At 52.4% G+C, this 16,824-nt stretch carries 20 protein-coding genes and 1 riboswitch; of the genes, 8 read left to right on the top strand and 12 right to left on the bottom strand.

What is annotated here, in order from left to right; translation table 11 throughout:
* Positions 1-12: 12 nt before the first annotated feature.
* The 5 genes from rpaB to pedR form a co-directional block, all read right to left on the bottom strand.
* On the bottom strand, positions 13-756 hold the full coding sequence (gene rpaB / locus L5470_RS08665) for a response regulator transcription factor RpaB (protein WP_499499429.1): 744 nt from the start codon (positions 754-756) through the stop codon (positions 13-15).
* A gap of 189 nt (positions 757-945) precedes the next feature.
* Positions 946-1,236, bottom strand: coding sequence for a DUF3288 family protein (locus L5470_RS08660; protein ID WP_099799668.1), 291 nt, complete (start codon positions 1,234-1,236; stop codon positions 946-948).
* A 5-nt stretch (positions 1,237-1,241) separates the two neighbouring features.
* A complete protein-coding gene (locus tag L5470_RS08655) occupies positions 1,242-2,258 on the bottom strand; it encodes an aspartate-semialdehyde dehydrogenase (protein WP_198406054.1) in 1,017 nt (338 codons plus the stop codon).
* 71 nt (positions 2,259-2,329) lie between these two features.
* Positions 2,330-2,593, bottom strand: a complete 264-nt coding sequence (locus tag L5470_RS08650) for a hypothetical protein (RefSeq protein WP_099799670.1) — start codon at positions 2,591-2,593, stop codon at positions 2,330-2,332.
* Positions 2,590-2,877 (bottom strand): photosynthetic electron transport-dependent transcriptional regulator PedR, encoded by a 288-nt coding sequence (pedR, locus tag L5470_RS08645; RefSeq protein ID WP_099799671.1) that lies wholly within the window; start codon positions 2,875-2,877, stop codon positions 2,590-2,592. Before pedR ends, L5470_RS08650 begins: the two co-directional genes overlap by 4 nt.
* A 156-nt stretch (positions 2,878-3,033) precedes the next feature.
* Between pedR and purU the strand changes: the two genes are divergently transcribed.
* Genes purU through scpB form a run of 4 tightly spaced genes read left to right on the top strand, consistent with a single transcriptional unit; the run spans position 3,034 to position 5,900 of the window.
* Positions 3,034-3,909: a formyltetrahydrofolate deformylase gene (gene purU, locus L5470_RS08640; protein ID WP_499499426.1), complete on the top strand. Its 876-nt coding sequence runs from the start codon at positions 3,034-3,036 to the stop codon at positions 3,907-3,909.
* A gap of 19 nt (positions 3,910-3,928) precedes the next feature.
* Positions 3,929-4,570, top strand: a complete 642-nt coding sequence (locus tag L5470_RS08635) for an L-threonylcarbamoyladenylate synthase (RefSeq protein ID WP_499499424.1) — start codon at positions 3,929-3,931, stop codon at positions 4,568-4,570.
* Positions 4,571-4,574: 4 nt separating this feature from the next.
* Entirely contained in the window at positions 4,575-5,333 is a 759-nt protein-coding gene (gene cobA / locus L5470_RS08630) for a uroporphyrinogen-III C-methyltransferase (protein ID WP_499499422.1), read from the top strand.
* Between the two features lie 21 nt (positions 5,334-5,354).
* Positions 5,355-5,900 carry an SMC-Scp complex subunit ScpB gene (scpB, locus tag L5470_RS08625; RefSeq protein WP_099799674.1) on the top strand — a complete coding sequence of 182 codons (546 nt, stop codon included), beginning with the start codon at positions 5,355-5,357 and terminating at the stop codon, positions 5,898-5,900.
* Here the strand turns inward: scpB and L5470_RS08620 are convergent.
* Together L5470_RS08620 and L5470_RS08615 are read right to left on the bottom strand one after the other, a co-directional pair.
* A complete protein-coding gene (locus L5470_RS08620) occupies positions 5,872-6,750 on the bottom strand; it encodes an FHA domain-containing protein (protein WP_499499420.1) in 879 nt (292 codons plus the stop codon). The genes scpB and L5470_RS08620 overlap by 29 nt on opposite strands.
* A gap of 54 nt (positions 6,751-6,804) precedes the next feature.
* Entirely contained in the window at positions 6,805-7,074 is a 270-nt protein-coding gene (locus L5470_RS08615; RefSeq protein WP_499499418.1) for a hypothetical protein, read from the bottom strand.
* A 140-nt stretch (positions 7,075-7,214) separates the two neighbouring features.
* Here L5470_RS08615 and L5470_RS08610 point away from each other — a divergent pair, with 140 nt between their 5' ends.
* Together L5470_RS08610 and cysE are read left to right on the top strand one after the other, a co-directional pair.
* Positions 7,215-7,412 (top strand): hypothetical protein, encoded by a 198-nt coding sequence (locus L5470_RS08610; protein ID WP_499499416.1) that lies wholly within the window; start codon positions 7,215-7,217, stop codon positions 7,410-7,412.
* 152 nt (positions 7,413-7,564) lie between these two features.
* Positions 7,565-8,296, top strand: a complete 732-nt coding sequence (cysE, locus tag L5470_RS08605) for a serine O-acetyltransferase (RefSeq protein ID WP_099799678.1) — start codon at positions 7,565-7,567, stop codon at positions 8,294-8,296.
* An 88-nt stretch (positions 8,297-8,384) separates the two neighbouring features.
* On the opposite strand, the gene gpmI is transcribed toward cysE, so the two are convergent.
* The gene (gene gpmI, locus L5470_RS08600) at positions 8,385-9,983 is read right to left on the bottom strand and encodes a 2,3-bisphosphoglycerate-independent phosphoglycerate mutase (RefSeq protein ID WP_499499414.1); all 1,599 of its coding nucleotides are present in this window, start codon (positions 9,981-9,983) and stop codon (positions 8,385-8,387) included.
* Positions 9,984-10,799: 816 nt separating this feature from the next.
* Between gpmI and L5470_RS08595 the strand changes: the two genes are divergently transcribed.
* Complete coding sequence (locus L5470_RS08595; RefSeq protein ID WP_499499412.1) at positions 10,800-11,525, top strand: two-partner secretion domain-containing protein; 726 nt, start codon at positions 10,800-10,802, stop codon at positions 11,523-11,525.
* Positions 11,443-12,279: a hypothetical protein gene (locus tag L5470_RS08590; RefSeq protein WP_499499410.1), complete on the top strand. Its 837-nt coding sequence runs from the start codon at positions 11,443-11,445 to the stop codon at positions 12,277-12,279. Before L5470_RS08595 ends, L5470_RS08590 begins: the two co-directional genes overlap by 83 nt.
* A 125-nt stretch (positions 12,280-12,404) precedes the next feature.
* Here L5470_RS08590 and L5470_RS08585 read toward each other — a convergent pair whose 3' ends face one another.
* The 4 genes from L5470_RS08585 to egtD form a co-directional block, all read right to left on the bottom strand.
* A complete protein-coding gene (locus L5470_RS08585) occupies positions 12,405-12,872 on the bottom strand; it encodes a hypothetical protein (protein WP_099799682.1) in 468 nt (155 codons plus the stop codon).
* 27 nt (positions 12,873-12,899) lie between these two features.
* Positions 12,900-14,507: a 2-isopropylmalate synthase gene (locus tag L5470_RS08580; protein WP_099799958.1), complete on the bottom strand. Its 1,608-nt coding sequence runs from the start codon at positions 14,505-14,507 to the stop codon at positions 12,900-12,902.
* A 75-nt stretch (positions 14,508-14,582) separates the two neighbouring features.
* A complete protein-coding gene (locus tag L5470_RS08575) occupies positions 14,583-15,608 on the bottom strand; it encodes a sirohydrochlorin chelatase (protein ID WP_099799683.1) in 1,026 nt (341 codons plus the stop codon).
* Between the two features lie 33 nt (positions 15,609-15,641).
* A riboswitch (cobalamin riboswitch) is annotated at positions 15,642-15,774 on the bottom strand.
* Positions 15,775-15,837: 63 nt separating this feature from the next.
* A complete protein-coding gene (egtD, locus tag L5470_RS08570; protein ID WP_499499407.1) occupies positions 15,838-16,824 on the bottom strand; it encodes an L-histidine N(alpha)-methyltransferase in 987 nt (328 codons plus the stop codon).

Genomic DNA, 16,824 nt, shown 5'->3' with positions numbered 1-16,824 from the left:
CACTAGGACGAACTACTGGGCTTTATTCAGCATTTCACCGGGTTCGATAATGCGCTGAAATAGATACCCCGTCCCCCGCGCCGTGAGAATTAACTCCGGATTACTGGGATCTTCCTCTAGCTTAGCCCGTAGTCGGGAGATATGAACATCTACGACCCGGGTATCCACGTGCCGCTCCGGCGTATAGCCCCATACCTGCTCAAGAATTTCCCCCCGAGAAAATGGCTCCCCGGAACGCCCCACCAGCAGTTCCAAAAGCATAAACTCCATTCCCGTTAGGCGAATGCGCTCATCCCCTTTATACACCTGCCGCTTATTGGTATCGATGCGAATATTGCCAATCTGAATGACACCGGAACTGGGAATACCTGAGGTGGTGGTCTTTTCAATGCGCCGTAGAACCGAGCGAATCCGCGCTTCTAGTTCCTTGGGCGAAAAGGGCTTGACCACATAGTCATCTGCCCCAAGTTCCAGACCCGTGATGCGATCGGCCACATCCCCCAACGCCGTGAGCATAATGATCGGCACGTCGGACTCTTTACGCAGTTCCTGACACACGCCATAGCCATCTAACTTGGGCATCATCACGTCCAGCACAACTAAATCAGGCTGTTCGTGCCGAAATGTGGTTAGAGCTTCCTCGCCATCAGCCGCCGTAACCACGGTGTAACCAATCATGGATAGGCGGGKTTCGAGGATGCGGCGAATACTCGCTTCATCGTCAACGACGAGAATTTTCTCTTTATGGCTCTCCAAAGTGATGAATACTCCCTTCTCAAGAGGACAGGATTTACAGCAGTTTAAATGGGAATTTTTTGTACTCTATCATTTTTGTGCCAGCTCCAGAAAGCCCTCTAGCTCTTCCTGAGCGCCGATTGTAAGATTTTTCTACCAACTTTAGCCTTTAAGATTTTTTAACAACCCAATAGTCCTTAAGCTGAGGGTCTAGGTCCAATCCTCCCGCTTGTTACTGCCAACTTTATAGATTCCCCCTTTGGCATGGATGGCGCGGGTGCGCTCAAAAAGCTCAGTCTCTGTCAACCCCCACCGTTCCAGAATGTTGGCTAGCTGTGTCTTAATGCCCTCGGCTCCAGGAAACCCCTCGTAGCGAATGAGCAGGCGGCCTAACTCCGCCAAATTGTAGTCGCTCATGTCTTCTTGAAGCAGCCGCTCAATCACCAGCCGATCAAGGGCTTCGCGAGGGTGCTGTTGACGTTTGAGATTCACATCAGCCATTGATCTTAAATTAAACCCTGTGCAATTAAGGACTCAGCAATTTGCACCGCATTCAGGGCTGCTCCTTTACGAATTTGATCGCCACACAACCACAACTCTAGGGCATTGGGTTCTGAGAGGTCTTGCCGGAGTCGTCCCACAAAGACGGGGTCTTTACCTGTGGCCTCAAGGGGCATCGGGAAGTAGTTGCGCTCCCAATCCTCAACAAACGCTACCCCCGCCGCCTGCTGCAGGAGATTCCGAGCCTCGGCTAGAGGAAACGGCTCAAAAAATTCGACATTGAGTGCTTCAGAATGGGCGCGCAGAACAGGCACCCGCACACAGGTGGCACTCAAGCGCAGGTCAGGGGTATGGAAAATTTTGCGGGTTTCATTGATCATTTTCATTTCTTCTTGACAGTAGCCTTGGTCATTAAGAGGCGAGTTATGGGGAAAGAGATTGAATGCCAAGGGATAGGGAAACGCTGCTGTGCGGGGAGGGTTTCCTTTGAGTATGTCAAGGGCTTGGTCTTTGAGTTCTTGCATGGCTTTGGCACCGGCACCACTGGCAGATTGGTACGTTGCGGCAATAATTCGCCGAATGGGTCGGACTTGGTGCAGCGGCCATAGCGCCACTGTCATCAGAATGGTGGTGCAGTTGGGGTTGGCAATAATCCCCTGATGATCTTTTAAGTCTTGGGGATTCACTTCTGGAACCACTAGGGGCACATTGGCCTCCATGCGGTAGGCACTAGAGTTATCGATGGCGATCGCCCCGGCCTGAACAGCAATGGGTAACCACTGCCGCGAGACGCTAGCTCCGGCAGAGGCTAAAATCAAATCTAGCCCTTGCAGCGTTTCAGCACTCACGGCTTGCACTGGGAGGGGGGTACCAGCAAAGGTCAGGGTTTGCCCCGCCGAGCGCGGTGAAGCCAGCAGGCGTAAGTCTGCGATGGGGAGCGATCGCTGCGCTAAAATGCCAAGGATTTCGGTGCCAACGGCACCCGTTGCCCCTAAAACCCCTACTCGCAATCCTTGAGCCAAGATCCTAAACTCCGAGAAAACAAAACTATTCTAACTTTTGCGGGGGGGACGCTCTCAACCGATGTCAATCCTTAAGTGGAAGATACCGTTTGCCATCCGCCGTAGCGATCGCCATAGTGCTGTAGGATGTGCTCTAGCTGACGCACTAAGGTAGGGGGTAGGCTCTCAGGAACCCCTAGGGCAACCCCAGCAACTTGGCTGAGGGAGTAGTCAAACTGGGGACTTGTTTGGGGCAGTAAGCGCACCTCCACGCCCTCTAGCAGCCCTAGGTGTGCTGCCATTTCCCGATAGACCGCCAAGGGCATTTGGCTGTTGTAGTACACCTGCTCCTTCATAGCGCTGGTGGTGTGGTTTCGGTGGAGGTCGGCAAGGCACAGCAGTTCACATTATCCAAGCAAACCTTGCCCCACGCCAGTGCCCAGCGGACTAAGGCCACACGATTTTCTGACTTTGTTTTGGTCAGGATATTACTGATGTGGTTATCGACTGTCCGCTTACTGATGTCTAACTTTTGAGCAATATCATGATTGGTCAAGCCAGCAGCCACTAGCTCTAGTACTTGTAGTTCTCGCTCTGAGAGCAGTGAATACTCAAACCCATCACTCTGCGGTATAGACATCCCTAAATCCGTATAATTACTTAGACCCTTGTTCTGATTGTAGGGGAAAATTTTTGCTTGTGGCCAAGCAGCGCACAAACAMCCTCMCCTGCCACAGTAGAATACAAATCGCCCTTAAACCCTCTGAGACCGTTACCCGTCTTGACCGAGGTGCCCATGCCATCGCCCACCATGACCCTCTCGATCTCCTGTCCCGATCAACGAGGACTGGTGGCTAAGCTAGCGCAGTTTGTCTATCGCTACAACGGCAACATCATCCATGCCGATCACCATACCGATGCAGTGGCCGGTATCTTTTTGTCGCGCTTGGAGTGGGAACTGGATGGGTTTGGCATTCCCCGCGAGCAAATTGGCGCCACGTTTATTAACTATGCCCAGCGAGAGAAACTCTTTGCCAGTTGGCAGGGGGTACGCTGGCAACTCCGAGCCTCAGATGTGCCCTACCGCTTGGCGATCTGGGTGAGCCGACAGGAGCATTGTCTTTGGGACTTGATCCTGCGACAGCGGGCGGGAGATTTACCCGCAGAGATTCCGCTGATTCTCAGTAACCATGAACAGATGCGTCCCATCGCCGAGCAGTTTGGCATTGACTTTCACTACATTCCGGTTACACCAGACACTAAGTCTATGGCAGAGGCCAAGCAACTACAGCTTCTGAACGATTACAAGATTGACTTAGTCATTCTGGCAAAGTATATGCAAGTCCTCAGCCCCCAGTTTTTAGAGCAGTTTTCACAGGTGATTAACATTCACCACTCATTTTTACCTGCCTTTGCGGGTGCAAACCCCTACCATCGTGCCCATGAGCGGGGAGTGAAAATTATTGGGGCAACAGCCCACTATGCCACGGCTGACCTAGATGAAGGCCCAATCATCGAGCAAGCTGTGGTTCCTGTGAGCCACCGCGATACGGTGGCCGACCTGATTCGCAAGGGTAAAGATCTAGAGCGCATTGTGCTGGCGCGAGCCGTGCGCCTTCACCTACAAAACCGCGTTCTGGTCTATGGAAACCGCACTGCCGTGTTTACCTAGGTGTACCATAGATACCAACATGGCAGAGATGTTTACCCTCCACCCCGTTAATCCACAACAGCGCACCATTGAGCAAATTGTGGCAGCGCTGCGGCAGGGGGCGATTATGCTGTACCCCACAGATACGGTCTATGCCATTGGCTGCGACATGAATAATAAAGGAGCCGTACAGCGGGTACGCCAACTCAAGCAACTCTCGAACGATAAGCCAGTGACGTTTTTATGCTCGTCGCTGTCTAATATTGCCCATTACGCCTACGTGAGTGATGCGGCATATCGGCTGATGCGCCGCTTGGTTCCGGGGCCTTATACGTTTTTACTGCCAGCCACTAAGCTGGTACCCCGTTTAGTCCAAAATCCTAAGCGGAAAACCACAGGAATTCGTGTGCCGAATCATGCGGTCAGCCAAGCGCTGCTCACGGGACTTGGCAACCCGATTATTTCAACCTCAGCACGGTTGCCTGATGACCAAACCTACTATATCAATACCGCTGAGCTATTTGATACGCTTGATAAGCGTGTGGATCTCATCCTCGATACGGGCGAGCCACCCGGACAACAAATGTCTAGCATTCTTGACTTCACGGTGGAGCCACCGGCCTTAGTCCGTAAAGGGCAGGGGTGGGAGAACTTACCCCCAGAATTGTTGGCGATAGACTAAAGGCATGAGTAAACCAGCAATTGTCGGCAAGGTGTATTTGGTGGGGGCAGGCCCAGGGGATGTTGGCCTTTTAACCGTGCGGGCAAAAAGCCTCTTAGAGTGCGCCGATGTGGTTCTCTACGATGCCCTCATCAGTCCAGAAATTCTTGGAATTATCAACCCTCGTGCGTTGAAGGTTCATGTGGGGAAGCGGCGCGGTAACCATACTCTGTCTCAAGAGCAAATTAGCGAGCGCCTGATTGCGTTGGCGCAGCAGCACGCGGTGATCGTACGCCTTAAGGGGGGAGATCCCTTTATTTTTGGCCGTGGTGGGGAGGAGTGTCTGGCCTTGGTGCAAGCAGGGATTCCGGTGGAGGTAGTGCCCGGAGTGACCAGTGGCATTGCGGCAACGGCCTATGCGCAGATTCCGCTGACGCATCGTGACTTTAGTTCGTCTGTAGTCTTTGTAACAGGCCATGAGGCAGCAGGTCGCTATCAGCCGCGAGTGAATTGGGCCGCGTTGGCAACCGCGGTGGATACGATTGTGATCTATATGGGGTTGCACCATTTAGGGGACATTGTGCCTGCACTGTTAGCGGGGGGGCGATCGCCCCAAACCCCCTTGGCCTTTATTGAAGCAGGTACAACACCGCAGCAGCGCGTCGTTGTTACTACTCTCGCGGACGCGATCGCCACCTGTGAGCAGGAGCACATCCAAACCCCCGCCCTCATTGTTCTTGGCACCGTCATCAACCTGCGACAATACTGGCACTGTCCTCCCTAGTTCTAAGGTCTTTGCGTGCCAATGGCTCCTGAACCGGATCACCCCCCTGCCCATGACTCAGCCATCGCTGACCTAGCAGAGCTAACAATGCGGGTGGAAGCCATCCTGTATCTGAAAGCTCAGCCTCTCACGCTTCACCAATTGGCAGATCTAGCAGGTCACGAGGCAACGGCTGTGGAGCTGGCTCTGATTGAGCTATTCAATGACTATGCTCACCGCCAAACAGCCTTAGAAATTGTCGAAGTAGAGGGGAAGTATAGCCTGCAATTGAAGCCTCGCTATCAAGACCTCGTACAGTCTTTAGTGCCTGTTGAGTTGGGGATTGCGGTGCAGCGTACCTTGGCGATGGTTGCCTTGCGCGGCCCCATTCGCCAAACAGAACTGATTGAACTGCGTGGCTCCAGTGCCTATCAACACATTCATGAGCTAGTGGAGCTCGGTTTTGTGCAACGGCGGCGGGAAAGCCATGGCCGCTCCTATACGCTACAGGTGACAGAACGCTTTTATCAGTATTTTGAGGTGGATCAATTACCTGCAGTTATTGGGGCAGAGACGGCGGCTGATTGATATACTCGCTGAGCAGTTGCGAGGGTAAATCATCATTGGTGGCTAGTTGCAGGTTGAGCAGTGAAACGGCTAGCTTGTCTTGTTCTAGCTGACTGCGACCCAAGGCTTTGAGAACACGCTTTAACTGGGCGGCAACTTCAGCACCGTACATGGTTAAGTTGTCATCCGGCAGTGCGGGCAACCAATCAATGGCACCGTACTGGGTTGCCCATTGCCGCTGCATGGGGGAGATGTGATTATCGTAGCGGTCAATAATAAAACTGCGCAGCTTGGGATAGGTGGCCTTGACCCATTCTAAGAGCTTGCTAATATCCGGCGTTTCTAGCTGGGAATCTAACATCAATATGTCAGGATTCCGGTGCATGACACTAATAAAATCACTAATAATGCGGCGACTGTTAATTTTTCCGGATTCAACGACGACTTGCAACCCTTGACTGCGTAATAGTTCTTGCCAAATCTGGACTTGGATGCCCGGGGGTTGAATGATCAGGACAAGCGGTTGGAGCGCAGTAGGGGTCTCTGGCGGCATGGTTGAGACGGCTTCGTCAGTGCGAAACTCAAGGGTTGTTTTGCCAATGATGAAGCGATCGCCGGTTTTTAGGAGGGTCGGCACTTGAATGGTTTGGCCATTGAGGACGCAGCCATTGCGACTACCTAGGTCAATGAGGTAATAATCTTCGGTGTCTAAACGCTGCACCATGGCATGACGTCGAGACGACCAGCGATCCGCTAGGACGATAGTGCAGTCTTTGCCCCGACCAATGACCCACGAGTTTCCTTGGGTGAGGGGAACAATGTAGGTGCTGGCTTCTGTGGAGATGACTAGTTGCGGATACTGTGCAGGCAATGTTATCCCCTTTCCAAACGTAGGCAATGGTGAAATGTTAATGTTAGAGAGTAATTAGTGAATGTCATAGTCTGGGCAGTGAATTGCCGCTTCTGTTGCTGCCCAGTCAGGATGGAGAGAACACTTGAGGCGATAGTCTCCAGAAAAAAACCGACACTGTGAACAGGGAATTTTGTGCATTCGCTGGGCGATCGCCAAACCCTCCTGAAAAAACCGCCAAAGATTCCATGCGAGGAGTGCTAGCAGTAGCCATGCCCCACAAAAGCAAAGGGGAACCAAAATTGGCTGTAATGCCCAGAGTAATGATGATAGCCAAAGTGCCATGGAATTTACTGAGTGATGCGTGTAACTCCTAAACTCTATAATTTTTTTCTAATTCGATTTTATCATCTATCATAAAGTTCGCTGAAAACCGTTGCAAAAGTGTAACAGCCACCGGTTCTAACCCCTACCGCTGACTAATCATGACTCAACCGTCGGCCTATGCCCACACCCCTAATGCATCTGGAGACTGGCATGGTCTTGCACATCACTTACAAAAAGTGGCGGCGCGATCGCGCACCTTGGCAGAGAAGTTAGCCACCCCCCAAATGGGGTATTATGCGGGTCTCTGGCACGACCTCGGTAAATACAACTTCGCCAACGGGGCGATCGAGGATTGAAACTGTACGCCTTAATAGATGAAAAGACTATCTTATCTTATATTTTGTGTGCTTCTGGGCAGTGGATTCCCTTGGTGGCGATCGCCAACTGGGCAACAAATTGTTAAGATCAAAAATGCACAACGTTGCCAACCGCAGCGAAGGAGCTTGCTGTGCTAAGTGTCCTAAAGGCCGATTTTCAGATCATCTTTGAGCGCGACCCAGCAGCGCGCAACTGGCTAGAAGTTCTGTTCTGCTATCCGGGCTTACAGGCAATTGTCTTGCACCGCTTTAGTCATTGGTTATGGCGGCTTGGGCTTCCCTTTGTACCCCGTGCTCTGTCGCACTTAGCACGATTTCTAACGGGCATTGAAATTCATCCGGGCGCAACCCTTGGCAAAGGGGTCTTTATTGACCATGGCATGGGGGTTGTGATTGGCGAGACCGCAATTGTGGGCAATTACTGCCTGATCTATCAGGGAGTGACCCTCGGTGGTACAGGCAAGGAAACGGGCAAGCGGCACCCCACCCTTGGTGAAAATGTCGTGGTGGGCGCAGGCGCAAAGATCTTAGGCAATCTCACGATTGGCGATAATGTCCGCATTGGCGCAGGGTCAGTGGTGTTGCGGGATGTCCCCTCCGACTGTACGGTGGTGGGTATTCCTGGGCGGGTAGTGTATCGCGCCGGAGCCAAAATCGCCCCTCTAGAGCATGGCCAGCTACCAGACTCAGAGGCAGAGGCAATTCGCTACTTGCTAGACCGCATTGAACTACTAGAAAAACAGGTGCAGGCTCTACAAAATCAACAGCAAGAGCAGGAAAAGGTGCCAGTATTGGCGCAAGGTCGCAACTGTCGCCTCAGCGATCGCGCCATTGAGGAATTCTTGAACGGTTCCGGTATCTAAGCTGCTGACGTAATGCCTCGTGACATCCTCCCGAGGCTGATCCTACGGCGATAGCGCGGGACGTATTACTCCCCGAACCCCTCATGAGTTAAAGCTTGACGGAGAGGGGTGTACGGTTCAGGCGGCTTTCGTAGGGGGCGCTCACAATGAGCGATCGCCCCGTCATTTCCACTGGCTGGGGCAAGCCCAAAATTTCAAGAATTGTTGGTGCAATATCCGCTAAACAACCATCCTCCCGTAGAACGACCTGTGCGCCATGCCCAGGAATTTTACGTTTTTCGCCTTCTACAAGAATAAACGGCACTGGATTGGTGGTATGAGCAGTCCACGGATTGCCATCGGCATCAATCATATACTCAGCATTGCCATGATCCGCAGTGATGAGCAGGGTTCCCCCCACTTTTGTGGTCGCTTCAACAATGACCCCAACGCAGCGATCCACGGTTTCAATCGCTTCAATGGTTGCTGCCATTTGGCCAGTATGCCCCACCATATCTGGATTGGCAAAATTTACCACCACAAGGGCATATTCTTGGGTTTCAATCGCCCCTTTCACAGCCTCGGTAACCGCTGCCGCCGACATGGCTGGGGCTTGATCATAGGTGGCCACCATCGGACTTGGGATTAAAATCCGGTCTTCCCCTGGAAATGGCTCTTCCAACCCCCCATTAAAGAAATAGGTGACGTGAGCATACTTTTCTGTTTCTGCGGCTCGCAGTTGTTTCAAGCCATGCTCAGCGATCACTTCCCCGAGAATATGGTCGAGGTTTTGCGGCGGAAAGGCCACACCACAATTGAAGCTTGCATCATACTGAGTCAGGGTGACAAAGGCTAGTGGCGTAATCAATTCCCGTTCAAAGCCACTAAAGTTGGGGTCAATGAAGGCTTGGGTTAGCTGCCGGGCGCGATCGGGGCGGAAGTTGAAGAAAATAAGCCCATCTCCCGGTTCTACCGCTCCGGGGGCAATGCGGATGGGTTGGATAAATTCGTCCCCCAAGTTCTGGGCATAGGACTTCGTGGCTACTTCACTGGCACTGAGGGGCTGAATGTTGTCATTCTGGGTCATGACCCGGTAGGCGGCTTCGGTACGATCCCAGCGGCGATCGCGATCCATGGCATAGTACCGACCGCTCACCGTGACAACTTGGCCACACCCCATTTGTGCCAATCGTTGCTCCATCTCTGCCAACACGCCAGCGGCATCCCGCGGTGGGGTATCACGGCCATCGGTAATCGCATGGATGCATACCTCGGCAATACCATAGCGTTTGGCTAACTCCACCAAGCCGTACAGATGCTCAATGTGGGAGTGAACCCCTCCTGCTGAACATAGCCCCACTAAATGTAACTTGCCATTGCGCTCTTTTAGGGTTTGACAAAGATTTGCCAGCACCGGAATGTCAAAAAGGCTGCCATCTTCCACAGCATCGGAAATACGCACCAACTCTTGAGGCACAATACGCCCTGCACCCAAATTTAAGTGCCCAACTTCAGAATTGCCCATCTGTCCTTTCGGCAACCCCACTGCTTTTCCAGAGGTATAAATTAAGGTGTGGGGATACGCGTGCCACAGACTATCCATCACCGGTGTTTTGGCGTTGGCAATTGCGTTACCATGGGAATCTTCGCGGTAGCCCCAGCCATCCAAAATCACTAAAACAACGGGCGCAACGGGTGACGATGCCATGGCAATGCCCTACCTTACTGCAAGTCTCTGGGAAACAGGATGAAATTTGTAACCTCGCAAATCATACCATTTCCAACTGTGGGAGACAAATCCCCGCCACACCCTAACTTATATCAATTTTCGAAAAATTTGCTACACATAAAGGAAGATGGTATTGCCTAACCTCCCATGTCTGGAGTCCTCAAAAATCGATATTGCTGAATCCTCTACAGAGCTAAAAGCGGTCTTGACCCAGCAGTAACGGGTCGCTCAACGCAGTTGGGTGCAAGTGCTGTGGTGGCTAACAACAGACCAAGCAACGAGTGTTGACCAATTAGACCAAATGAGTGGCTGCCATCGTACGACCGTGTCTCACTGGCTGAGTCAGCATCGAGCGAGTGGCCTGGCGGCGCTGGGGCAGGTGACACCTCGCAGGGGGTGACCACGAGCGATTACGAGTGAGGTGCAGCCTAGCATAGTAGCAGCAGTGAGTAAAATAATTCTTGCAGTGGTGAGATAGGTTCAGTCAAATGCCAAGCTCGACTAACTGTTGAATCGAGTCCGAGTCCTTGGGTTTAAATCGGCGGACAAAGGCTTTTAATTCCCACCCAAAATGCTCTATGGGATTGAATACGCTCTTTGTCTTGCGCATCAAATGCTAAGCCCGCGTAGCCTTCACCGCAAACCCCAATGCAGCCTTTTTAGGATTTAGGGTGAGGGTCTTCTGAGTTTTGTGAGTTAACCAAAATCCCTAACCGCACCTTACGTTTTGTAAAAGCTGCATCGTTGTTCTAGGGATTCAGCTATCACTAGAGTATTCTTCGCAACTCAAATACAATGCACCATCGTTCTCTGTGGGCAGGCCTGCTGTGCGCGGTAGGCACCTTCTTACCCGCCTCAGCCCTCGGCCAAATTATCCCAGACCCCAACGGTACGGGCACCCACGTCACCCAAACCGGCCAACAGTTCGACATCAGCGGCGGCACCTTTTCAGGTAATGGTCAGAACCTCTTTCACCTCTTCCGTGACTTTGGCCTCAGTCAAGGACAAATTGCTAACTTCCTCTCGAACCCCCACGTCCGCAATATCCTCGCTGTCGTGAATGGCGGCAATGCGAGCTACATTAATGGCCTCATTCAAGTCAGTGGCGGCACTAGTAATCTCTATCTAATGAACCCCGCTGGCATTGTCTTTGGTTCCAATGCGCGCTTAAATGTCCCCGCTGCCTTTCATGCCAGTACCGCCTCTCGGGTTCATTTTGAAGGCGGGGTCTTTGACCTCTTTAGTCCTAGTAATACCTACGCGACTCTCCTCGGCAACCCCACCGGCTTTGAATTCAACAGCAAAGGAATTCTGATTAATGAAGGACACCTGAGGGTGAAGGAGGGGCAACAACTGACCCTGATGGCGCATCAAGTGATGAATAGCGGCACATTAGCGGCACCGGGGGGCCACGGTACAAGCGGTGCCGGAAACAGGGATGGTGCGGGTTTCGCAGGATGGGATGATTCTCAGTTTAGAGATTCCGCAGGAGCGCATTACCGGCGAGATTACTGCGGTTGATTTGCCCACGTTATTGACGGGAAGCACCCCTGAGCAGCGGGTAAATAGTGTGATTCACAATCCCGATGGCTCGATTGCTCTCGTCCATGACCCAAACAAAGTAAGCATTCCAATGCAGGGAGCCACAGCGGTCGTGGGTGGGACGATTGATGTGTCGCATCCAACTGGCGTTGGCGGCCATATCAATGTGTTGGCCAATAACAATATTGCGGTGGTTGGGGCGAGTCTCACTGCGTCTGGGACGACGGGCGGTGGCACGGTCTTGGTCGGAGGCGATTATTTAGGGGGAACCGCAGGAACCAATCGGTTAGATAGTAGTTTCAATGCCCAGAACCTGTTTGTTGATAACAACACCGTCATGAATGCTGATGCGGTAACGCAAGGGAATGGCGGCACGGTGATTAATTGGGCGGACAACAGCACCCAGTTCCATGGCACGATTACAGCGCGCGGTAGGGCTTTAGGGGGTGATGGCGGGTTTGTCGAAACCTCTGGGCGAGAGCTACTGAGTGTGACAGGTAGTGTCGACGCTAGTGCGCCCCTTGGCAATCCAGGATTATGGTTACTTGACCCTCGCAATGTCACAATCACTACCAGTACATCCGGTGGCAGCTTTAGTGGTGGTAGGTTTGGTCAGGAGTCAACAGACTCAATACTTGCTGAAGCACTGTGCGAGTTTGCCGGGGACGAGCAGATTATCAATCTTGAGATATTGGCAAATCCTGATCTGCTCTTTTTGCCGGAGTGTAGATAGCGGCAAGTCGCCTAAGGGGTTGATGAATGTTCGGGATGATAGGCTGCTGACTCTAAGCGACACCCCATATAGGCAAGGGTGTAAAGCTTCTGTAGATCCCGAATGAAGCGTTGGCATCACTCCCTTCATCGGTGGCGATCGCGTCCAAACAACGGTTGCACCGGTGCTAGTCCGGCAAAAATACGCAACACTAAAACCGCATGGGCAAAAAATGTTAACCCCACCCAAAACAATGGAAACCAGTGCCAGCGATCGCCACTGAGGGGCGGAAACATCTGCTGCCCTAACCAGACTAACCCTGGCGGCAGGGTAATCAGTAACACACCAAGGACAATGGCCGTATAGGTCAGGGTGACAGGCGGCGTGTTGAGCGATCGCCACGTGGTGCCAGTCCACTGCCAGCGAAACACCATTGCCGTGTCTTCTAGGCGTGCCGTTTGATGGGTGAGGTCAATGCTGAGGATATGGCGGCAAAAATTACAGGCATAGGTGTCCATGAGCACCATAGGGGCAATCTGACCATGGCGACACACCGGACACAGATATACCCCCTCAGGCTCTAACAGCTTCGGTGAGGGAACCAACTCCGCCATAACATCCTTTAAGCTCTAGAACCTTCCTTACACTTGAGGATGCAACACCCGCTGCTCTAAACCACGGTAAAGCCGATTGAGGGCATTCATATAGGCTTGTGCCGAAGCCACAATCACATCGGTGTTGGCCGCATGACCGGAATAGATGCGATCTTCGTGCTGCAGGCGAATAGTTACTTCACCGATGGCATCAATGCCCGCCGTTACTGATTGCACTGAGTATTCAATAAGCCGGTTAGGAATTTGCACCACCCGGTTAATGGCACGATACACCGCATCTACAGGACCGGTGCCAATGGCTGCATCTGTGAGTTCTTCGCCGCTGGGGGTGCGTACCGTCACTGTTGCCGTAGGTCGGGCATGATCACCGCAGGAGACTTGCACAAACTCCAATTGGTAGCCCTGTAGATCGATGCCTTGGGTTTCGTCCTTGGCGATCGCCTCTAAATCCCAGTCGGTGATTTCCTTTTTCTTATCCGCCAGATCTTTAAAGCGTAAGAAGGCTTTGTTGAGTTCAGTTTCCGTTAATTCAAAGCCCAACTCCCGTAAACGGGTAGCGAAAGCATTGCGACCCGACAGTTTACCTAAAACGATTTGGTTGTCTGCCAAGCCAATTAGGTGAGCATCCATAATTTCGTAGGTGCGCTTGTTCTTGAGCACCCCATCTTGGTGAATCCCCGACTCATGGGCAAAGGCATTAGCACCAACAATGGCCTTGTTGGGTTGGATAAGCATCCCCGTTAAGTTGGAGACTAACCGCGAGGTTTTATAGATTTCGCGGGTATTGATATTCGTGAGGGGAGCCTCCGACTCGGCGGGGCGACCCAAGAAGGGGTTAAAGTACTGCCGCCGCACGTACAGTGCCATCACCAGTTCTTCGAGGGCAGCATTACCCGCACGCTCGCCAATACCGTTGATGGTACATTCCAGTTGACGGGCACCGTTTTTAACTGCCTCAAGAAAGTTGGCCACCGCCAAGCCAAGATCATTGTGACCGTGGACTGAAATGACCGCTTGCTGAATGTTCGGCACATTTTCCTTGATACCCTTGATCAAGGCTCCAAACTCTGCCGGTGTGGTGTAGCCCACCGTATCGGGAATATTGATTGTGGTGGCACCTGCCGCAATTACCCGCTCAAGCACTTGGTACAGAAACTCGGGGTCAGAGCGGCCAGCATCCTCCGGTGAGAATTCCACATCCTCCACAAAGGATTTGGCATAGGCGACCATCTCTGGGGCAATCTCTAGTACCTCTGCGCGGGTTTTCTTGAGCTTGTACTCAAGGTGAATGTCAGAGGTGGCAATGAACGTATGAATGCGTGGATAGTAGGCCGGTTTTAAGGCGTTGGCTGCCGCTTCAATATCCGAGCGGGTGGCTCGTGCTAGGCCACAAATCACTGGCCCTGTTTCGGTGCCCACCACTTCGGCAATCCGCTGCACGGCTTCAAAATCTCCAGGGCTGGCAAAAGGGAAACCAGCCTCGATAATATCCACCCCTAGCCGAGCCAGTTGACGGGCGATCGTGAGTTTTTCATCTACATTCAGTGCGGCTCCCGGAGACTGCTCTCCGTCCCGCAGCGTCGTGTCAAAAATCAAAACGCGATCAACCGTCTGGGGAGGATACTTTATCGCCATAAACAAGCCCCGTCCAAGCTTGAAAAAAGGGATCATTACCCCCTAGTCTAGCATTTTCCTTAGGTGGCCATCCCCCTAGGGAACCTGCCAAATCCGTTGATGGTAGCTGGGTAGATGATCTAAATTCACACTGGGGTGATGATGCCCGTGGGAATGAGACTCATGGTTATGGTTGTGATCGTGGTGGTGATGGTGGGAATGATCGGCACCATGGGCGATCGCCGCCAAGCGAAATTTACAGGCTTCGCAATTCATGGCCACTTGGCCGGTGAGGGTTTCTATTTCCCGTTGCCGCGTTAAATAAAATAACTGCGGATGTAACCCAATTTCCGGCAAGTTAACGTATTCTACCGCCGGGTACTGTTGCTGGGCAGTAGCGGTCAGGGTATAGATTTTTTTCACCAGTGCGCCAGTGAACATAAAGTGGGGCAGGACAATCACCCGCTGCGGCTGATAGAGATTGGCGCGGGCAAACCCTACCTCTAGGCGGGGATGGGTAATACCAATAAAGCACACCTCAACGGTCTTGTAGCCACTACCTTCCCAGAGCATCCGCGCTAGCTTGAAGACATCGCCGTTGGCATCGGGGTCACTCGAGCCACGTCCCACCACCAGTAACACCGTGTCGTCGCGGCCAATGCCTCGGGGGTTAAATTCCGGTGAGTCGAGCATTTCAAGGCGCGATCGCCAGAGGGTGAGAATTTCAGGGGCAATGCCATAGTGGCGACCGTAGTGATAGCGCAACTGCGGGAACGCTTGGCGAGCACGATCCAGTTCATTGGTCACATCAAATTTGTTGTGGCGCGCCGCAAATAATAAAATCGGCAGTACCGACAGATCGGTGTAGCCCTCTACTGCACACTGGCTTAAAACTTCAAAAATCGAGGGTTGAGTCAACTCCAAGAAGCAAGGAAAGACCGGGCGGCAAGGATCTAATTGATGATACGCATGGGCAAAGTCTAAAAATGCTTGGCGGCCTTGCGGATCGCGAGTACCATGACCCACCATCAGTAGCGGTCGGGGCTGGGGTAAGGGTGGTAAATCAAGGCTAAAACTCAGGGGATTAAGAATTGAATCGTTGGGCTGAATAGTAACGACCACGCTATAACTCCATGCCTGTGCAACGCAGACAAATAGAGTGAACCGCAGTAGGTAGGCATTCTGGCTTAGGGATCGCTCCCCTCACAGCTGCGGCACAGCCCCAGATTTACACTGGTGTTTCCCTACAAACTGCTCTTCACGGTTAACCTTCCAATTCTAACGAGCGTATTGTGGCTCTGTCTATGCGGGGGGTGGGGACTCGCTACCCCCTAGACCGCCTCCTGTGTGTTCACCGGCAACACAAACATAGAGCAAACCAGTGGTTTGGATCGGTAAAGGCTCGAACCCACGTCAAGCCAGCCGCCACGAGGTCTGACCTTAGGGAATCCAGCCAAAACTTCCGCGAGATTTCTGTGAGGATGCTTTCCCCGGCGGCAATGTCACAGGTCAATTCTAGGGCAGTGAGGGTTACCGTCTGTGTGTTTTGGCTGTCAAGATACATTTCGATTTGCTGTGCCACTGGGTTATAAATGGCTCGATGATCGAAGGCCAATGGCTCGAAGTTGCCCTGAAATCGCCAGTTAAGGTGGCTAAGGATATTGCGATTAAAGGCAGCCGTAATCCCCTGAGCATCATTGTAGGCGGCAAGCAAAACTTTGGTGTCTTTTACTAGGTCAACTCCAAGGAGCAGGTAGTCACCAACATTGAGCACCCGGTACAGTTGGCTGAAGAAACGTTGGCACTCAACCGGTGAGAGGTTGCCTAGGGTACTGCCTAAGAAACAGAGTAAGCGTCGCGGTGCAAGGGGTGGGGGCAAGTGCTCTAGGCCAATATCGTAGGTGCCCACAAGGCCATTGATCCACAGTTGGGGATAATCCTTCAGCAGCGCTATGGCACTAGTTTTGAGCATCGAGCCACTGACATCAATGGGACGATAGACAAGCTGAGGTTGTAGCTGGGCATAGGCGGAGAGTAAGTAGCGGATTTTGCGATCGCTGCCGCTGCCGAGCTCAATTAATTCACAGATGCCGGTCAGGGTGGCAATTTCTTTGGCGTGTTGACTCAGCAGCGCTAGTTCGGTGCGGGTGAGGTAGTACTCTGGCAGGTCAGTAATCTGCTCGAATAACCGCGACCCAACGGCATCATAAAAGTAGTAGGAGGGTAAATATTTTTGCGGTGAACAACTCAAGCCAGCAATGACATCTTGGCCAGCAGGATCGGTTTTAGAACCACTCAGGTAGGTCAGGTGTAGGCGATCGCCCACAGAAGGCAACAT

Origin of the sequence: Synechococcus sp. PCC 6717, from assembly GCF_022698185.1 — a bacterium.
Lineage (GTDB): Bacteria > Cyanobacteriota > Cyanobacteriia > Thermosynechococcales > Thermosynechococcaceae > Thermosynechococcus > Thermosynechococcus lividus.
Note: the sequence above shows the minus strand (reverse complement) of the source record. Positions and strands in the feature narration are given on the sequence as shown.

What these genes read in the sequence shown, in the direction of transcription:
- L5470_RS08580 (WP_099799958.1), bottom strand. Translation starts at nt 14,507, where the DNA reads ATGGCGATAAAGTATCCTCCCCAGACGGTTGATCGCGTTTTGATTTTT.
- scpB (WP_099799674.1), top strand. Translation starts at nt 5,355, where the DNA reads ATGGCTCCTGAACCGGATCACCCCCCTGCCCATGACTCAGCCATCGCT.
- L5470_RS08585 (WP_099799682.1), bottom strand. Translation starts at nt 12,872, where the DNA reads ATGGCGGAGTTGGTTCCCTCACCGAAGCTGTTAGAGCCTGAGGGGGTA.
- pedR (WP_099799671.1), bottom strand. Translation starts at nt 2,877, where the DNA reads ATGTCTATACCGCAGAGTGATGGGTTTGAGTATTCACTGCTCTCAGAG.
- gpmI (WP_499499414.1), bottom strand. Translation starts at nt 9,983, where the DNA reads ATGGCATCGTCACCCGTTGCGCCCGTTGTTTTAGTGATTTTGGATGGC.
- cobA (WP_499499422.1), top strand. Translation starts at nt 4,575, where the DNA reads ATGAGTAAACCAGCAATTGTCGGCAAGGTGTATTTGGTGGGGGCAGGC.
- L5470_RS08595 (WP_499499412.1), top strand. Translation starts at nt 10,800, where the DNA reads ATGCACCATCGTTCTCTGTGGGCAGGCCTGCTGTGCGCGGTAGGCACC.
- L5470_RS08660 (WP_099799668.1), bottom strand. Translation starts at nt 1,236, where the DNA reads ATGGCTGATGTGAATCTCAAACGTCAACAGCACCCTCGCGAAGCCCTT.
- L5470_RS08610 (WP_499499416.1), top strand. Translation starts at nt 7,215, where the DNA reads ATGACTCAACCGTCGGCCTATGCCCACACCCCTAATGCATCTGGAGAC.
- L5470_RS08615 (WP_499499418.1), bottom strand. Translation starts at nt 7,074, where the DNA reads ATGGCACTTTGGCTATCATCATTACTCTGGGCATTACAGCCAATTTTG.
- L5470_RS08650 (WP_099799670.1), bottom strand. Translation starts at nt 2,593, where the DNA reads ATGAAGGAGCAGGTGTACTACAACAGCCAAATGCCCTTGGCGGTCTAT.
- L5470_RS08635 (WP_499499424.1), top strand. Translation starts at nt 3,929, where the DNA reads ATGGCAGAGATGTTTACCCTCCACCCCGTTAATCCACAACAGCGCACC.
- L5470_RS08590 (WP_499499410.1), top strand. Translation starts at nt 11,443, where the DNA reads ATGGTGCGGGTTTCGCAGGATGGGATGATTCTCAGTTTAGAGATTCCG.
- purU (WP_499499426.1), top strand. Translation starts at nt 3,034, where the DNA reads ATGCCATCGCCCACCATGACCCTCTCGATCTCCTGTCCCGATCAACGA.
- egtD (WP_499499407.1), bottom strand. Translation starts at nt 16,824, where the DNA reads ATGTTGCCTTCTGTGGGCGATCGCCTACACCTGACCTACCTGAGTGGT.